At 72.2% G+C, this 14,107-nt stretch carries 13 protein-coding genes; 2 read left to right on the forward strand and 11 right to left on the reverse strand.

Annotated elements, in window-relative coordinates; translation table 11 throughout:
- Positions 1-104: 104 nt before the first annotated feature.
- Positions 105-1,715, forward strand: a complete 1,611-nt coding sequence (locus ABZX61_RS63385) for a phospholipase A2 (RefSeq protein WP_355212374.1) — start codon at positions 105-107, stop codon at positions 1,713-1,715.
- Between the two features lie 84 nt (positions 1,716-1,799).
- On the opposite strand, the gene ABZX61_RS63390 is transcribed toward ABZX61_RS63385, so the two are convergent.
- Positions 1,800-2,186, reverse strand: coding sequence for a pyridoxamine 5'-phosphate oxidase family protein (locus tag ABZX61_RS63390; RefSeq protein WP_355212377.1), 387 nt, complete (start codon positions 2,184-2,186; stop codon positions 1,800-1,802).
- A gap of 78 nt (positions 2,187-2,264) precedes the next feature.
- Positions 2,265-3,014 carry an SDR family oxidoreductase gene (locus ABZX61_RS63395; RefSeq protein WP_355212380.1) on the reverse strand — a complete coding sequence of 250 codons (750 nt, stop codon included), beginning with the start codon at positions 3,012-3,014 and terminating at the stop codon, positions 2,265-2,267.
- A 95-nt stretch (positions 3,015-3,109) separates the two neighbouring features.
- On the opposite strand from ABZX61_RS63395, the gene ABZX61_RS63400 reads away from it, so the two are divergent.
- Positions 3,110-3,862, forward strand: coding sequence for a TetR/AcrR family transcriptional regulator (locus ABZX61_RS63400; protein WP_355212383.1), 753 nt, complete (start codon positions 3,110-3,112; stop codon positions 3,860-3,862).
- Here the strand turns inward: ABZX61_RS63400 and acnA are convergent.
- From acnA to ABZX61_RS63445, 9 genes are read right to left on the reverse strand one after another with little or no spacing between them, the layout of a single operon-like run.
- On the reverse strand, positions 3,810-6,371 hold the full coding sequence (acnA, locus tag ABZX61_RS63405) for an aconitate hydratase AcnA (RefSeq protein WP_355212441.1): 2,562 nt from the start codon (positions 6,369-6,371) through the stop codon (positions 3,810-3,812). The genes ABZX61_RS63400 and acnA overlap by 53 nt on opposite strands.
- A gap of 14 nt (positions 6,372-6,385) precedes the next feature.
- A complete protein-coding gene (locus tag ABZX61_RS63410; RefSeq protein WP_350743286.1) occupies positions 6,386-6,691 on the reverse strand; it encodes a putative quinol monooxygenase in 306 nt (101 codons plus the stop codon).
- A complete protein-coding gene (locus ABZX61_RS63415) occupies positions 6,679-7,734 on the reverse strand; it encodes an Ldh family oxidoreductase (RefSeq protein WP_355212386.1) in 1,056 nt (351 codons plus the stop codon). The genes ABZX61_RS63410 and ABZX61_RS63415 overlap by 13 nt, the downstream gene beginning before the upstream one ends.
- A complete protein-coding gene (gene otnC / locus ABZX61_RS63420) occupies positions 7,731-8,342 on the reverse strand; it encodes a 3-oxo-tetronate 4-phosphate decarboxylase (RefSeq protein ID WP_355212389.1) in 612 nt (203 codons plus the stop codon). The genes ABZX61_RS63415 and otnC overlap by 4 nt, the downstream gene beginning before the upstream one ends.
- Positions 8,339-9,544, reverse strand: a complete 1,206-nt coding sequence (gene otnK / locus ABZX61_RS63425; RefSeq protein WP_355212392.1) for a 3-oxo-tetronate kinase — start codon at positions 9,542-9,544, stop codon at positions 8,339-8,341. Before otnK ends, otnC begins: the two co-directional genes overlap by 4 nt.
- Complete coding sequence (locus ABZX61_RS63430; protein ID WP_355212395.1) at positions 9,541-10,188, reverse strand: aspartate/glutamate racemase family protein; 648 nt, start codon at positions 10,186-10,188, stop codon at positions 9,541-9,543. The genes otnK and ABZX61_RS63430 overlap by 4 nt, the downstream gene beginning before the upstream one ends.
- Positions 10,185-11,255: an isocitrate/isopropylmalate dehydrogenase family protein gene (locus ABZX61_RS63435; RefSeq protein ID WP_355212398.1), complete on the reverse strand. Its 1,071-nt coding sequence runs from the start codon at positions 11,253-11,255 to the stop codon at positions 10,185-10,187. The genes ABZX61_RS63430 and ABZX61_RS63435 overlap by 4 nt, the downstream gene beginning before the upstream one ends.
- A gap of 5 nt (positions 11,256-11,260) precedes the next feature.
- Positions 11,261-12,358 (reverse strand): ABC transporter ATP-binding protein, encoded by a 1,098-nt coding sequence (locus ABZX61_RS63440; protein ID WP_355212401.1) that lies wholly within the window; start codon positions 12,356-12,358, stop codon positions 11,261-11,263.
- The gene (locus ABZX61_RS63445) at positions 12,351-14,099 is read right to left on the reverse strand and encodes an iron ABC transporter permease (RefSeq protein WP_355212404.1); all 1,749 of its coding nucleotides are present in this window, start codon (positions 14,097-14,099) and stop codon (positions 12,351-12,353) included. The genes ABZX61_RS63440 and ABZX61_RS63445 overlap by 8 nt, the downstream gene beginning before the upstream one ends.
- Positions 14,100-14,107 lie beyond the last annotated feature (8 nt).

Here is a 14,107-nt window from a genome sequence, read left to right on the forward strand (position 1 = left end):
TTTCAGCACCGTTCAAGAAAATTGTCCAGCTCTTGTCGAGCGGATTGTCAGCCCTTACTCTCCAGGTGATCAAATCACTTTCTCCTTTCACCTGGAGGCACCCCTTGCGCCGATTAGCGCTCCCCGTCGCCGTCTCGGCGATGCTTCTCCCCTTCCTCGCCCCGGAGGTCTCCGCCACCGCGCTCGCCGACCCGCCACCGGCGAACGTTCAGGAGGTCGGTCCCGGCCAGTACTCCTCCGACACCAAGACCTTCAAGCTCACCGAGCTGGACGTGTCCGCGGGCGCGATCAGCCGCAAGCACGGCGTGGCCCTGACCGCCGGTGATCTGGCCCGGCCGCAGTCCGCCCCGGCCACCAGGCCCGAGCTGGGCGTCTTCGGGCCGGGCTGGCAGGCCGAGTTCGCCGGCGGAGAGATCAACCGGAAACTCGAGAACCAGAACGGCACCATCGTCGTCACGGAACTCGACGAAGGGACGTCGACCAGCTTCGCCCTGAAGAGCAGCGTCTCCTTCCCCGACGGCGGCGGCATCCAGACGTACGAGGCCGCCGACGGATCCAAGATCACCGAAACCACCAAGTGGGACGCGGTCATCGGGGCGATGCGCACCACGACGACCGAGACGTTCGTGACGGATCTGGGTCCCCTGGACCCGGGCAAGGAGCCCTTGACCAACGCCGACGGCACCCCCATCAGCAACGCCGACCTCCAGCTCACCTACACCTGGGCCCGGCCGACCGGGGCGCCGGGCGCCGACCCCTGGCGGGTGACCAGCGTGGGCACCGTCGCCTTCGGCAAGTCCGCCATCACCTACGACGCCCAGGGCCGCGTCAGCAGCGTCAAGGAACCGACCCGTGGCGAGAGCCCCGCAAGCGTCACCACGTTCACCTACGCCACGGCCACCACGGCCACCGGCACCTCCAACGGCGACTACACGGGCCGGCTCAAGGAGATCAAGGTCGCGTACGGAACCGACGCGCCGCAGACCGAGGCGCGCTACGCCTACGACCTGAACGGCCTGCTGCGCACCGCGAGCGATCCCAGCCTCGGCGCCGTCCAGGGGACCTACGCCTACGACTCGGTGGGGCGTCTGTCGTCGATCGAGTCCGTCAGCAACGGCGACTGGCAGCTCACCTTCCCTGAGGGCGCCGCGGCTCCCCAGGTGGTCGCCACCGGCACCGACATGCCGGCCAACGGCGGGCCGACCGAGGGCGCGGCCGGGCTCGACGACCCGAACGCCACCGAGCCGCCGGCCGGCGACTTCCTGCCGGACGGCGTGGACCCCCCGCAGTCCTACCCGAAGAAGTGCGACTCGGCCAAGACCTGGATGTGGTACACGAAGTCGGGCTGCTCGGCCTGGGCTTACCACGGCGGCAGCTGGAAGAAGCCCGACTGGAAGCGGACCGCCAGCGGCTTCAAGGTCAGGGGCATCGTTCACGACCACTGCACGAAGCCGGGAGCGGACCGCCCCGCCGGGTTCGACTTCCGGCCGGCCTGTGACTCCCACGACTACGGGTACGGTCTGATGACCAACCAGAGGATGAAGTACAAGTACTACCTCGACCGCACCGTCTTCCGGAAGCTCGATGTGGACACCCGGTTCTACATCACCCTGAAGGACAAGGTGTGCGGCGGCTACTTCTTCCTGGTGCGGGGCGCCTGCAGGAAGATCGCGGCCGTCTACTACGCGGCGGTCCTGGGCTTCGGCAGGCCCTGAGAACGGCGCCCGCTGAACCTCTTCTCGGGCCGGACCGCGGCATCGCCCGCCGTCCGGCCCGACCTCGGTCGCCGCGGCAGGCGCTCAGGCGAACCGCCAGCGGGTGGCTCCGTGCGGTTCGGCGGTGGCGACGCCGAACGCGACGCGCATCGAGAAGCGATAGAGGTGCCACGGCGCCGGGCCCGCGCTCGGCGCGCTGAACGGCGCGGTGATCGCGTCGCCCTCGGCGGTCGCGGGCCAGCCGAGCTCGGCGTACAGGGCGGCCACGCGCTTGACCATGGTGGCGTCGGTGACCCGGTGCGCGGTGCCCTCGAGGTTCAGGTCGATGCCGTCGGGCCGTACGGTGCCGAGAAACCACGTGATGTCCGCCCCCGACGAACCGCTGAGCACGGCGTGGGCGCGGTCCCACGGCAGCACGTCGTGGTCGTAGCGGTCGAGATTGGTGACCTCGACGGGCAGCTGGTCGGCCATCGGAACCTCCGGACGGCGTGTGCGGCGTGGCGGTCACACAGGTAGACCGGCCGACGGCACTGAACTCATCGCCGCGGGTCACATGGTCGTTCCGCCCGAGACGTCCAGGCGGTGTCCGGTCATGTACCGGCTGTCGTCGCCGGCCAGGAAGGCCACCGCGTCGGCGACGTCCTGCGGGGTTCCCAGCCGGCCCAGCGGCGACTGCGACGACAGCCAGGCCAGGGCCTCGCCGACCAGGCGTCCCTGGTGCATGTCGGTGTCGATGACGCCGGGCGCCACGGTGTTGACCGTGATGCCACGCGGCCCGAGCTGCTTGGCCAGCGCGGTGGTCAGCACGTCGAGCGCGGCCTTGGACATGGCGTAGCCGATCGCCCGCGGCATGGCCGCGCCTCGCGTCAGCATCGTGCCGATGGTGATGATCCGGCCGCCGTCCCGCAGTCGCGGCAGGGCGAGCCGGGTGATGAAGAACGGCGCGGTCGTGTTGACCGCGAACAGCCGCTCGAAGCCGTCCCTGGTCACGCCGTCGATCTCACCCTGGTCGCCGAGGATGCCCGCGTTGTTGACCAGGATGTCCAGGCCGTCGGCGTGGGCGTCGAAGCCGGCCCACAGCGCTTCGGCGTCCCCCGGCACGCCCAGCTCGGCCCGTACGGCGAACGCCTGCCCGCCGGCCGCTTCGATGGCCACGACCGTCTCCTTGGCGGCGGCCTCGTTGCTGCCGTAGTGGACGGCGACCCGGGCACCCTCCCGGGCCAGCCGGGTGGCGACGGCCCGGCCGATCCCCCTGCTGGCACCGGTCACGAGCGCCGTCTTGCCGGTCAAGGTCGTCATTGCTGATCACGCCTTCCGTTATTTCGCGTACTCCGTACTCGAAATGGGACCCTAGTCATTCGAGTACTGTGTACGCAAGTTAGGGAGAGGCCAGGATGTCCGACGAGGAACTGATCAGCATCTGGATGCGGCCGGAGCGCCTGGAGCGTTCGGGGCCCGGGCGGCGGCCCGGCTACAGCCGCGAGCAGATCACCCGGGCGGCCGTCCGGATCGCCGACGCCGAGGGGGTGGAGGCCGCGACCATGCGCCGGATCGGGGGCGAGCTGGGCACCGGCGCCATGTCGCTCTATCGCTACGTACCGAAACGCGATGACCTGTTCGACCTCATGATCGACCTGGCGATGGGCGAGCTCGAACTCCCCGCCGAGCCGTCCGGCGACTGGCGAGGCGACCTGTCCCTGGTCGCCCACGAGACCCGGGCCGCCGGCCTGCGCCATCCCTGGCTGACCCCGCTGCTCAGCGGACGCCCGACCCTGGGCCCGCAGTTGCTGCGGGTGCACGAGTTCGCCCTGGGCGCGCTCGACCGGCTCGGTCTCGACATCGACGAGATGACCGGCTTCGTCAGCATGGTGAACGACTACGTCCACAGCGCGATCCGCCGCGAGATCGGCTGGCTGGAGGAGGCCCGCCGTACCGGCCTGGACCCGGAGCGCTGGAAACGCGACTACATCGGGCCGTACGTGCGGCAGATCGTCGGGTCGGGCGCCTACCCCCTGTTCGGCCGATCCGTACAGGAATCCAGGACCGCGCACCTCTCCCCCGCCGAGCGCTTCCGGCACGGGCTGGATCGTGTGCTCAACGGGATCGGCGCGCAGCTGCCAGCAGGCCGCGCAGGACATAGGGCATGATTCCGCCGTGCCGGTAGTAGTCGGCCTCGCGAGGCGTGTCGAGCCGGAGGCGGGCCTGGAAGGTGACGCCGCCGGCGGTGACGGTCAGGGTGGGCGGAAGCCGCGGTCCGTCGAGCGCGGCCAGGCCGGTGACGCCGATGACCTCCCGGCCGGTGAGGCCGAGCTCGTCCGGGCCCTGGCCGGGCAGGAACTGCAGCGGCAGGACGCCCATGCCGACCAGGTTGGAGCGGTGGATGCGTTCGAACGACTTGGCGATGACGGCGCGCACGCCGAGCAGCGCGGGGCCCTTGGCGGCCCAGTCGCGGGAGGAGCCCGCACCGTAACCCTCCCCGGCCAGCACCACGACCGGCACGGCGGCCTCCTGGTAGGCGCGGGCGGCCTCGTACACGGTGGTGATCGTGCCGCCGTCCAGGAAGTCGGCGGTGAGGCCGCCTTCGGTGCCGGGGGCGAGCTGGTTGCGCAGGCGGACGTTGGCGAAGGCGCCGCGCATCATGACCTCGTGGTTGCCGCGGCGGGAGGCGTAGGTGTTGAGCTGGTGGCGTGGCACGCCGAGGCCGGTGAGGTAGCGGCCGGCGGGGCTGGACGGGAGGATGGCCCCAGCGGGTGAGATGTGGTCGGTCGTGATGAAGTCGCCCAGCTTGACCAGGACGCGGGCGCCGGTGATGTCGGTGACGGGCGGCGGCTCGGGCGACATGCCGTCGAGGTAGGGGGCGCGGCGCACGTACGTGGAGGCGGGGTCCCAGGGGTAGGTGGCGGAGCCGGCGACGTCCAGGCGCTGCCAGCGTTCGTCGCCGTCGAGGACGTCGGCGTAGGCGCGGGCGAACATCTCCGGCCTGATCACCCGCTCGATGACCGCGCGCACCTCCTCCGGGGCGGGCCACAGGTCGCGCAGGTAGACGGGACGCCCGCCGGGGTCGGTGCCGAGAGGCTCGGTGGTGAGGTCGAGGTCCATCGTGCCGGCGAGGGCGTAGGCGACGACGAGCGGCGGCGAGGCGAGGTAGTTGGAGCGCACCTCGGGCTGGATACGGCCCTCGAAGTTGCGGTTGCCCGACAGGACCGCGGCCACGTCGAGGTCGTGCTCGGCCACGGCCTTCGACACCTCCTCGACGAGCGGGCCGGAGGCGCCGATGCACGTCATGCAGCCGAACCCGGCCAGGGTGAAGCCGAGCCGTTCCAGGTAGGGAGTCAGGCCCGCTTCGCCGTAGTAGTCCATGACGACGCGCGAGCCGGGCGACAGGGTGGTCTTCACCCATGGCTTGGCGCTCAGCCCGCGCTCGGCGGCCTTCTTGGCGAGCAGCCCGGCGGCGACCATGACCGAAGGGTTGGAGGTGTTGGTGCAGGAGGTGATGGCGGCGATGGCGACGGTCCCGTGCGTGATCTCCCGCTCCCCCGCGACGGGGGGCCGCTCCTGCGCGCGGAAGGCGGCCTTCACCCCCTCCAGGGGAATGCGGTCCTGGGGGCGGCGCGGGCCGGCGACGGACGGGACGACGGTGGCCAGGTCGAGGTCCAGGTCGGCGGTGTACGCGGGCGGCGCGTCCGGCTCGTGCCACAGCCCCTGCGCCCTGGCGTACGCCTCGACCAGGTCGGCGTGGTCGCCGTCGCGGCCGGTGAAGCGCAGGTAGCGGATCGTCTCGGCGTCGACGGGGAACAGCGCGGCGGTGGAGCCGAACTCCGGGCTCATGTTGGAGATCGTCACCCGGTCGGTCACCGGCAGCGCCGTGACCCCCGGCCCGTGGAACTCGACGATCTTGCCGACCACCCCGTGCTCGCGCAGCAGCTCGGTGAGGGTCAGCACGAGGTCGGTCGCGGTGGCGGCGACCGGCAGCTCGCCGTGCAGGCGCACGCCCACCACGTCGGGCACGGGGATGGACACCGACTGGCCCAGCATGGCCGCCTCGGCCTCGATGCCGCCGATGCCCCAGCCGAGCGTGCCGAGCCCGTTGACCATGGTGGTGTGCGAGTCGGTGCCCAGGCACAGGTCCGGGTACGCCTCATCGCCGCGGGTCATGACCACCTGGGCCAGGTATTCGACGTTGATCTGGTGCATGATGCCCTTGCCCGGCGGCACCACCGTGAAGCCCCGCAGCGACGCCTGGCCCCAGCGCAGGAAGCGGTAGCGCTCGCCGTTGCGCTCGTACTCCCGGTCGGCGTTGCGGGCCAGCGCGTCGGGGCGGCCGAAGACGTCGGCGATGATGGAGTGGTCGATGACCAGCTCCGCGGGGATGGCCGGGTTGACCGAGGCGGGGTCGCCGCCGAGCGCCGCCATGGCGTCGCGCATGGAGGCCAGGTCGGCCAGCACGGGCACGCCGTTGGTGTCGTGCAGGAACACCCGGGCGGGATGCAGGTCCACCGCGGCGGTCCGGCCGGCGTGCGGCCGCCACCCGGTCAGGGCCCGCACCTGCTCGGCGGGGGCGGCGTGCCGGAGCAGGTTCTCCAGCATGATGCGCAGGCTGTACGGCAGGCGCGCGGGTGCGTCGACGGTGTGGATGCGGTAACGGCGAGATCCCACCGTGAGGAAGTCGGTCACGTGGCCTGCCCTTGGAGCGAGACGGGATGGCAGAAGGTGTTGCGGTGCTCGGTCACGCACGCCTCGGCCACCTGGCGCCAGGCGGCGTAGTGCGGCGCGGCGCGGTGTTCGGTGAAGAAGGCGGCCTCGTCCCGGTAGATCTCGTACAGGACGAACCGGTGCGGGTCGTCGTCGCTGCGCACCACGTCGAAGCGGAGGCAGCCGGGCTCGTCGCGGGTGGCGCGGGCGTTGGCCCGGATGCCGTCGAGGAAGGTCTCCAGGCGGTCGGGCCGCACCTGGAGCTGGACGATCACGACGAACATGCGCTCATCCAGGCGGGTGGCGGGACGGCGCACGCCTTGGCGAGCCGGCGCAGGCCCTGCAGGGTCTTTCCGGGCAGGCGCACTCCGGCCTGGGCGGATTCGGCGGCGTTGCGGGCCTCGATCTCGCCGGGATAGAAGATCTCGTCGAAGCCGGGCGCGAGCGGCACGGCCTTGGTGCGGTCGATGAGGTCGTCGAGGCGGCGGGCGTAGTCGGCGGGGTCGGCCACGGCGTCCAGGCGCAGCGCGAGCAGCAGGTGGCCGCAGCCGCTGCGGCGGTCGGGGACGTAAGGGCCGGCCACGTCGGTGGCGTACGAGCTGCCGGTCAGCACGCCCGACAGCACGTCCATCATGAACGAGATGCCGTACCCCTTGTGCCCGGCCATGGGCAGGATGAGCCCGTCGACGGCCAGGGCCGGGTCGGTGGTGGGGACGCCGTCCGCCGTCTGGGCCCAGCCCTCGGGGATGGCGTGCCCGCGCTCCAGAGCGGCGTAGATCTTGCCCCGGGCGACGACGGTGTTGGCGATGTCGAGCACGACCGGGCCGCGCCGGCCGCCGGGCACCGCGATGGACCACGGGTTGGCGCCCACGCTCTTCTCCCGGCCGCCCCACGGGGCCATGGCGGGGCTGCCGTTGGTGGTCAGCAGGGCGACGCAGCCCTCGGCGGCGATCATGCGGGTGAAGTACGCGGCGGTGCCGAAATGGTTGCTGTCGCGCACCGCGACCACGCCCACGCCGTGCTCGCCGGCGCGGCGTACGGCGTCGCGGGCCGCGTACGCGGTGACGACCTGGCCGATGCCGTCGCGGCCGTCGAGGACGGCGACGGCGCCGCCGTCGAGCACGGTGGCCACGTCGGTCACCGCGCGCATGGCCCCGGAGCGCAGGCGGTCGGCGTACCACTCCAGGCGCAGCATGCCGTGCGAGGGGTGGCCCCACGCGTCGGCCGTGACCAGGCTGTCGGCCACCAGCCGCGCGTCGGGTTCGGGGACGCCGAGCGAGGTCAGGACCTCGATCCCGAAGGAGATCAGCTCGGAGGCAGGGATCACGACAGGCTCCTGACCTGGTCGGGGGTGAGCGGCCGGACGGGGCGGTCGCGCAGCAGCAGCCACAGCCGCGCCGTCTCCTCCAGCTCCTCGACGACGTCCGCGGCGGCGGCGAGGTCGGCGCCGGCGGCGATGGGCCCGTGGTTGGCCAGCAGCAGCGCGTGCGCGCTGCGGGCGGCCCGTTCGGCGATCGGCCCCAGTGCCGGGTCGCCGGGCGCGTGGTACGGCAGCAGCGGCAGCCGCCCGACGCGCATCACGTAGTAGGCGGTCAGCGGCGGCAGCACGTCGTCCGGGTCGAGGCCGTCGTGGCAGGACACGGCGACGGAGTAGGTGCTGTGCAGGTGGACGACCGCGCCGGCGTCCGGGCGGGCGCGGTAGAAGGCGGCGTGCAGGAAGGCCTCCTTCGACGGGCGCGGCCCGTCCAGGTGCTCGCCCGCCAGGCTGACCAGCGACAGCTGATCGGGCGAGACGTCGCCGAGGGAGCCGCCGGTAGGGGTGATGAGAAAGGCGTCGCCGGTGCGGGCGCTGAGGTTGCCGGTGCGGCCGTGCGTCAGCCGCCGGCGGAACAGGGACGCGCCCAGCTCAGCGATTTGTGAGGAAATATCGGTCATGGTGCTTCCAGGGCTGTGACGAGCAGGTCGGGACGGCCGAAGTTGCCGGACTTGAGCAGCAGGGCCAGGCTCGGGTGGCCGGTGGTGAGCAGCCAGGGGACTCCCCGGTCGGCTTCGGCGCCCACGACCGCGCCGGTCACGCCGAGCGCGTTGACCACGGCGCCGGAGGTCTCGCCGCCGGCGACGACGATGCGCCCGGCGCCGAGCCGGGCGGCGCGGGCGGCGACGGTCGCCAGTGCCCGCTCCAGCAGCCCGGCGGCGCCGGGCGAGCGCTCCTCGGGAGGAGCCGAGGAGTAGACCATGGCGCGGCCCTCCGCCGCGAGGTTGGCCTCCAGCCAGCCGATGGCCTCCTCGACCAGCCCGTCCTGCTCGGCGCGCAGCCGGTAGGAGGGCATGTGCCGGCGGGCCAGGGCCACCTGCTCCAGCGTGGCGGCCGAGCAGCTGCCCGCGAGCACCACTCCTGGTCCCGTGGGAAGGGCAGGCGTGGCCGGTTCGTGCCGGGCGGTCTCCAAAGCTCCGGCCAGCCCCGCCGCGCCCGTGATGACGGGCAGGTGCGCGCTGGCGCGGGCGATGACATCGAGGTCGCGGTCGTCGAGGGCGTCGGTGACCGCGTACCGGACGTCCTGGGCCTGCAGCGCGTCGAGCGCCGCGCGCACCGCGTCCGCTCCGCGCCGGACGGTCTCGTGCGCGACCAGCGCGACGCGGTGCGGAGTCTGCCGTCCCAGGACGCGGACCAGGTCGGGGTCGGTCATCGGCGTCAGCGGGTGGTGGCGCATCGACGACTCCGACAGCAGCCGGTCGCCGACGAACAGGTGCCCCTGGTAGACGGTGCGGCCGTGCTCGGGAGCGGCCGGGCACACCACGGTCAGGCGGGCCCCGCCCGCCTCGGTCAGCGCGTCGGCGACCGGGCCGATGTTGCCCTGGTCGGTGGAGTCGAAGGTGGAGCAGTACTTGACGTACAGGCGCCGGACCCCGCGCTCGTGAAGCCACCGCTGAACAGCGAGCGACGCGGCGACCGCCTCCCCGGCCGGGATCGAGCGGGTCTTGAGCGCGACGACGACGGCGTCGCAGTCCGGGAGCACCGTCGCGGGCCCGGGGATGCCGAAGATCAGCACCGTACGCAGGCCCGACCGGCGCAACGCGGCGGCGACGTCGGTGCCTCCGGTGTAGTCGTCGGCCACGCAGCCCAGCAGCGGGCTCATGCCAGCGCCTCGCGCAACGCCCGGGCCGCCGCCAGCGGCGGGCTTAGCACCGGCAGGCCGAGCCGGTCGGCCAGCTCGGCGTGCACCGGGCTGATCGAGTACTGCCCGAGCAGGACCAGCTCGACGCCGTCAAGGTGCGGCGCGGCGGCCCGCGCGAGCGCGTCGGTCAGGTCCGGCCAGTCGCGGGCGGCGGCCGCGGGCGCGGCTCCCGGCGCCGCGATCGCGCGCACCTCGACGCCGTCCGCCACCTCCTTGAGCCGCCGCGCCGAGTCCGCCGCCGCGGAGTCGAGCGAGCCGAGCACGAGCACGGTGCCGGGCCGCCGCCGGGCGACGTCGGCGAACACGGCCTCGTCCGAGCCCGTCACCGGCACCTCGTGCAGCCGCCGGGCGAGCCCGGCGGCCGGGCCGTACATCGAGCAGGACAGCAGCACCGCGTCGGCGCCGCCGCGGACCGCGTAGTCGATGAGCGCGAGCATGCGACGCGTCAGCGCGGGTGTCAGGCCGCCGGCCGCGTCGGCCTCGGTGACGAGCCGGTCGTCCAGGAGGTGCCAGGCCCTGGCCTCGGGAAACCCTTCGCCGAGCCCGTCGGCGGCGGGCCGGATGGAGGCCGGTGTGGCGTTGACGACCGCGATCGTCGGGTTCATCGCTGCACACCGGCGGCGACGGCCTCGGCGAACGCTCGGGTGCCCGCCGTGCCGCCCATGTCACGGGTACGGGTGCCGCCCCGGACGGTGTCGGCGACCGCGGCCTCGATCAGGGCGGCGGCCCGGACCAGGGCGGGGTCCTGGTGGCGGGCGCCGAGCCAGTCGAGCAGCATGGCGCTGGACAGGATCATCGCGATGGGGTTGGCGACGTCCTGGCCGGCGATGTCGGGGGCGGAGCCATGCGCGGCCTGGGCCATGGCGCGCTCGTGGGAGGCGTTGATGGACGGGGCGATGCCGAGCGATCCGGCGATCTCGCCGGCCAGGTCGGACAGGATGTCGCCGAACATGTTCTCGGTGACGATCACGTCGAAGTCGTTCGCCCGCCGCACCAGGTGCACGGTCATCGCGTCGATGTGGAAGTCGTCCACGGCCACGTCCGGATAGCGCGCGGCGACCTCGCGGCAGACGTCGCGGAACATGCCGGTGGTCAGCTTCAGCACGTTGGCCTTGTGCACGATCGTGAGCCTGCCGCGCCTGCGGGAGGCGAGCTCGAACGCCTCGACGGCGATCCGCTCGACGGCGGGCCGGGTGATGATGCCCATGGCGATGGCCACGTCGGGGCTGGGCATGAACTCGCCGCTGCCCTTGTAGGTGCTGCGGTCGGCGTAGAAGCCCTGGGTGTTCTCCCGGACGATGACCAGGTCGGTGCCGGGGACGACGGCGTCGGCGCCCTCGAAGGACTTGGCCGGGCGGATGTTGGCGAACAGGTCGAAGTGCTTGCGGATGGTGCCGCTGGGGTTGAGCTTGGAGCGGTGCGGCTCGGGGTAGGCGGCGCTGTCGTGCGGGCCGAGCAGCCAGGCGTCCACCTCGGCGAGGGCGGCGAGCGTTGTCTCCGGTACGGCGTCGCCGTGGCTGTCGATGGCGCAGGCGCCGAGCGGCAGCTCGGCCCACTCGACGGGGGCGGCGCCGGCGGCGGCGAGCGCGGCGTCCACGACCAGGACGGACGCGGGGACGATCTCGGGGCCGATGCCGTCGCCTTCGAGTACGCCAAGACGGTAGGAAGTCACGAAATTTACGTCCTTACGAGTGCTTCGACGTCCTCGGGCAGGGCGTCGGTGGTCGGGTAGAGCAGGCAGGCGGCGGGCTCGACGACGAGCGTGACCTCGCCGCTCAGCCCCGGGCGGGCGGTCTCCGCCTGGATGACGTGGTCGCCCAGGCGCAGGTCGTACTCGTAGCGGGAGCCGATGTAGGAGCTGGTGAGCACCTCGGCGGTGAGCACGTTCACGTCGGCGGGGGCGGTGCGGCCGGGCGGGAGGATCTCCAGCCGTTCGGGGCGGACGGCCACGGTGACGCGCGGGCCCGGCGTGCCCTCCGGGACGGCGACGGTCTGCCCGGTGCAGTCCAGCAGCACCTCCGCCGGGCCGGTCATCGTGCCGGTGAGGAAGTTGCAGCGGCCGACGAACGCGGCCACCTCGGCGGTCGCGGGGGTCTCGTAGATCTCTTTCGGGGTGCCGATCTGCACCATGTCGCCCTTGGACATCACCGCGATACGGTCGCTCAGGGCCAGGGCCTCCTCCTGGTCGTGGGTGACGTACACGGTGGTGATGCCGAGCTCCTCCTGCAGCCGCTTGAGCCAGGCGCGGGCCTGCTCGCGCAGCTGCGCGTCCAGGTTGGACAGCGGCTCGTCCAGCAGCAGCACGCTGGGCGAGTAGACCAGGGCGCGGGCGAGGGCGACGCGCTGTTGCTGGCCACCGGACAGCTGGTGCGGGTAGCGGTCCTTCAGCTCGGCCAGGCCCACCTTGCCGAGGGCCTCGGTGATGAGCTCGTCCTGCGTGCGCCGGTCGACCTTGCGGATCTTGAGCGGCATGGCCAGGTTCTGCGCGACCGTCATGTGCGGCCACAGCGCGTACGACTGGAACACCATCCCGAGGTTGCGCCCCTCGGGCGGCACGAACGTGCCGGCGTCGACGAACGTGGCCGGGCCGACCGCGATGCTGCCGGTGCTCGGCCGCTCCAGGCCGGCGATGCACGCCAGGGTGGTGGACTTGCCGCAGCCGCTGGGGCCGAGCAGCGTGAAGAACTCGCCGTCGGCGATGGTGAAGGAGATGTCACGCAGGACGGCGTTGTCCCCGAATTGCTTGGACAGGTTGGCGACCTTGACCTCAGGCATCTGTACGCCCCTTGAGAAGTAGTCCGGCGAGCCCGACGAAGGTCGCCGTGATGGCGATCTGCAGGCTGGCCAGCGCGGCCACGGAGCCGGTGTTGCCCTGCACCCACAGCTCGAGCATGGTCGTGCCGATGATGTTGGAGTCCGCCGAGCCCAGGAACACCGCGGGCGAGTACTCCTTGAGCAGCGTCACGAACGTCAGGATCAGCGCCCCGGCGAAGGCCGGCCGCAGCAGGGCCGCCAGGATGCGGGTGAACGTCCGCACCCAGTCGGCGCCGGAGACCCGGGCGGCGTTGTCAAGCTCCCGGCCGATCTGCATGATCGACGGGGAGATGGAGCCGAACCCGCTGGGCAGCGCGCGCAGCCCGAAACCGATGATCAGCGCCCACAGCGTGCCCTGGATCAGGGTGCCCAGCCCGAACGGCGCGAAGGCCAGCGCCCAGAACAGGCCGATGCCGACGATGATGCCGGGCATCGCCTGCGGGGCGAGCGCCAGATACTCCACCGCGCGGGCGAAGCGGAAGGTCGAACGCCTGGCCACCATAACCGCCAGCAGCGACAGCGCGCTGACCAGGACCGCGCCGATCGCCGCAACCAGCAGGCTGTTGACGATGGACTGCACGTACACCGGATAGGTGAAGATCCGTTCGTAGTTGTCCCCGGTGAGGGTCTTGAACGGCGACTGCAGCGGCGTGAACACCTGCGTGAAGGAGCGGAAGACCAGCCCGCCGATGGGCACCAGGGCGCCCATCACCACGTAGAAGGCGATGGCGGCCATGCTGATCCACTTCAGCCGACCCAGGTCCAGCGGTCGCGGGCGGGTCGCCTTGCCGCGGACGGAGACGAACCGCTGGGCGTTCTTCAGCAGCTTGGCCTGCAGCGCGACCAGACTGACGGTGACGAGCAGGATGATCGCCGACGCCGCGCCCAGCACCCCGTAGTCCGGATTGATGGACTGCAGGCCGTTGCGGTACAGGAAGGTGGAGAAGACGTCGATGCGTACCGGCTGGCCGAACAGCAGCGGCACGCTCAGCGTCTCCACCGACATGCTGACCACCAGGATCGAGCTGTAGACGACGGGCGGGCGCAGCAGCGGCAGGATCACCGAGCGCAGGATGCGCAGCGGCCCGGCCCCGCACACCTGGGCGGCGGCCTCCAGCGAGGCGTCGCTCTGGCGCAGCGCGTTGGCGCAGAAGGTGTAGACGATCGGGGCCAGCGCCACGGCCTCGGTCAGCGCCATGCCGGGGATGGAGTACAGGTTCCACGGCAGGAAGCCGAGCAGGCGGCGTACCTCGACGCTGACGAACCCGGCCGGCCCGTACATGGTGATCCAGCCGAAGCCGAGGATGAGCGAGGAGATGAAGAACGGCCACTGCATGGCGGCGGCGAAGACGCGGCCGCCGGGCAGCTTGGTGCGTACCACGACCACGGCCATCGGCACCGCGATGAGCAGGCTGAGCACGGTGGTCAGCCCCGCGAACAGCGCCGTGTTGAGCACGACGCGGCCGAATCCCGCCTCGGTGAACAGCCGCACGTAGTTGCCGGCGCCGAGCACGCCGCCCGCCTCGTACAGGGGGCGGTCGAGGAAGGACTGGTAGAGCGTCGGGACGACCGGCGCCAGCACCAGGACCGCCAGCAGGAGCAGCACGGCGTACTGCAGCCAGCTCTCCCGGGCCAGCCCCAGCGGCCTGCGGTAGCGCGGCGGGGGATGTGCCGGCGGACGCGGCGGGGAAAGGGTGGTCATCGTGTTCC

The sequence above is a fragment of the Nonomuraea sp. NPDC003709 genome (assembly GCF_040610775.1).
GTDB lineage: Bacteria > Actinomycetota > Actinomycetes > Streptosporangiales > Streptosporangiaceae > Nonomuraea > Nonomuraea angiospora_A.

What these genes read in the sequence shown, in the direction of transcription:
- ABZX61_RS63390 (WP_355212377.1), bottom strand. Translation starts at nt 2,186, where the DNA reads ATGGCCGACCAGCTGCCCGTCGAGGTCACCAATCTCGACCGCTACGAC.
- ABZX61_RS63395 (WP_355212380.1), bottom strand. Translation starts at nt 3,014, where the DNA reads ATGACGACCTTGACCGGCAAGACGGCGCTCGTGACCGGTGCCAGCAGG.
- ABZX61_RS63400 (WP_355212383.1), top strand. Translation starts at nt 3,110, where the DNA reads ATGTCCGACGAGGAACTGATCAGCATCTGGATGCGGCCGGAGCGCCTG.
- ABZX61_RS63410 (WP_350743286.1), bottom strand. Translation starts at nt 6,691, where the DNA reads ATGTTCGTCGTGATCGTCCAGCTCCAGGTGCGGCCCGACCGCCTGGAG.
- otnC (WP_355212389.1), bottom strand. Translation starts at nt 8,342, where the DNA reads ATGACCGATATTTCCTCACAAATCGCTGAGCTGGGCGCGTCCCTGTTC.
- otnK (WP_355212392.1), bottom strand. Translation starts at nt 9,544, where the DNA reads ATGAGCCCGCTGCTGGGCTGCGTGGCCGACGACTACACCGGAGGCACC.
- ABZX61_RS63430 (WP_355212395.1), bottom strand. Translation starts at nt 10,188, where the DNA reads ATGAACCCGACGATCGCGGTCGTCAACGCCACACCGGCCTCCATCCGG.
- ABZX61_RS63440 (WP_355212401.1), bottom strand. Translation starts at nt 12,358, where the DNA reads ATGCCTGAGGTCAAGGTCGCCAACCTGTCCAAGCAATTCGGGGACAAC.
- ABZX61_RS63445 (WP_355212404.1), bottom strand. Translation starts at nt 14,099, where the DNA reads ATGACCACCCTTTCCCCGCCGCGTCCGCCGGCACATCCCCCGCCGCGC.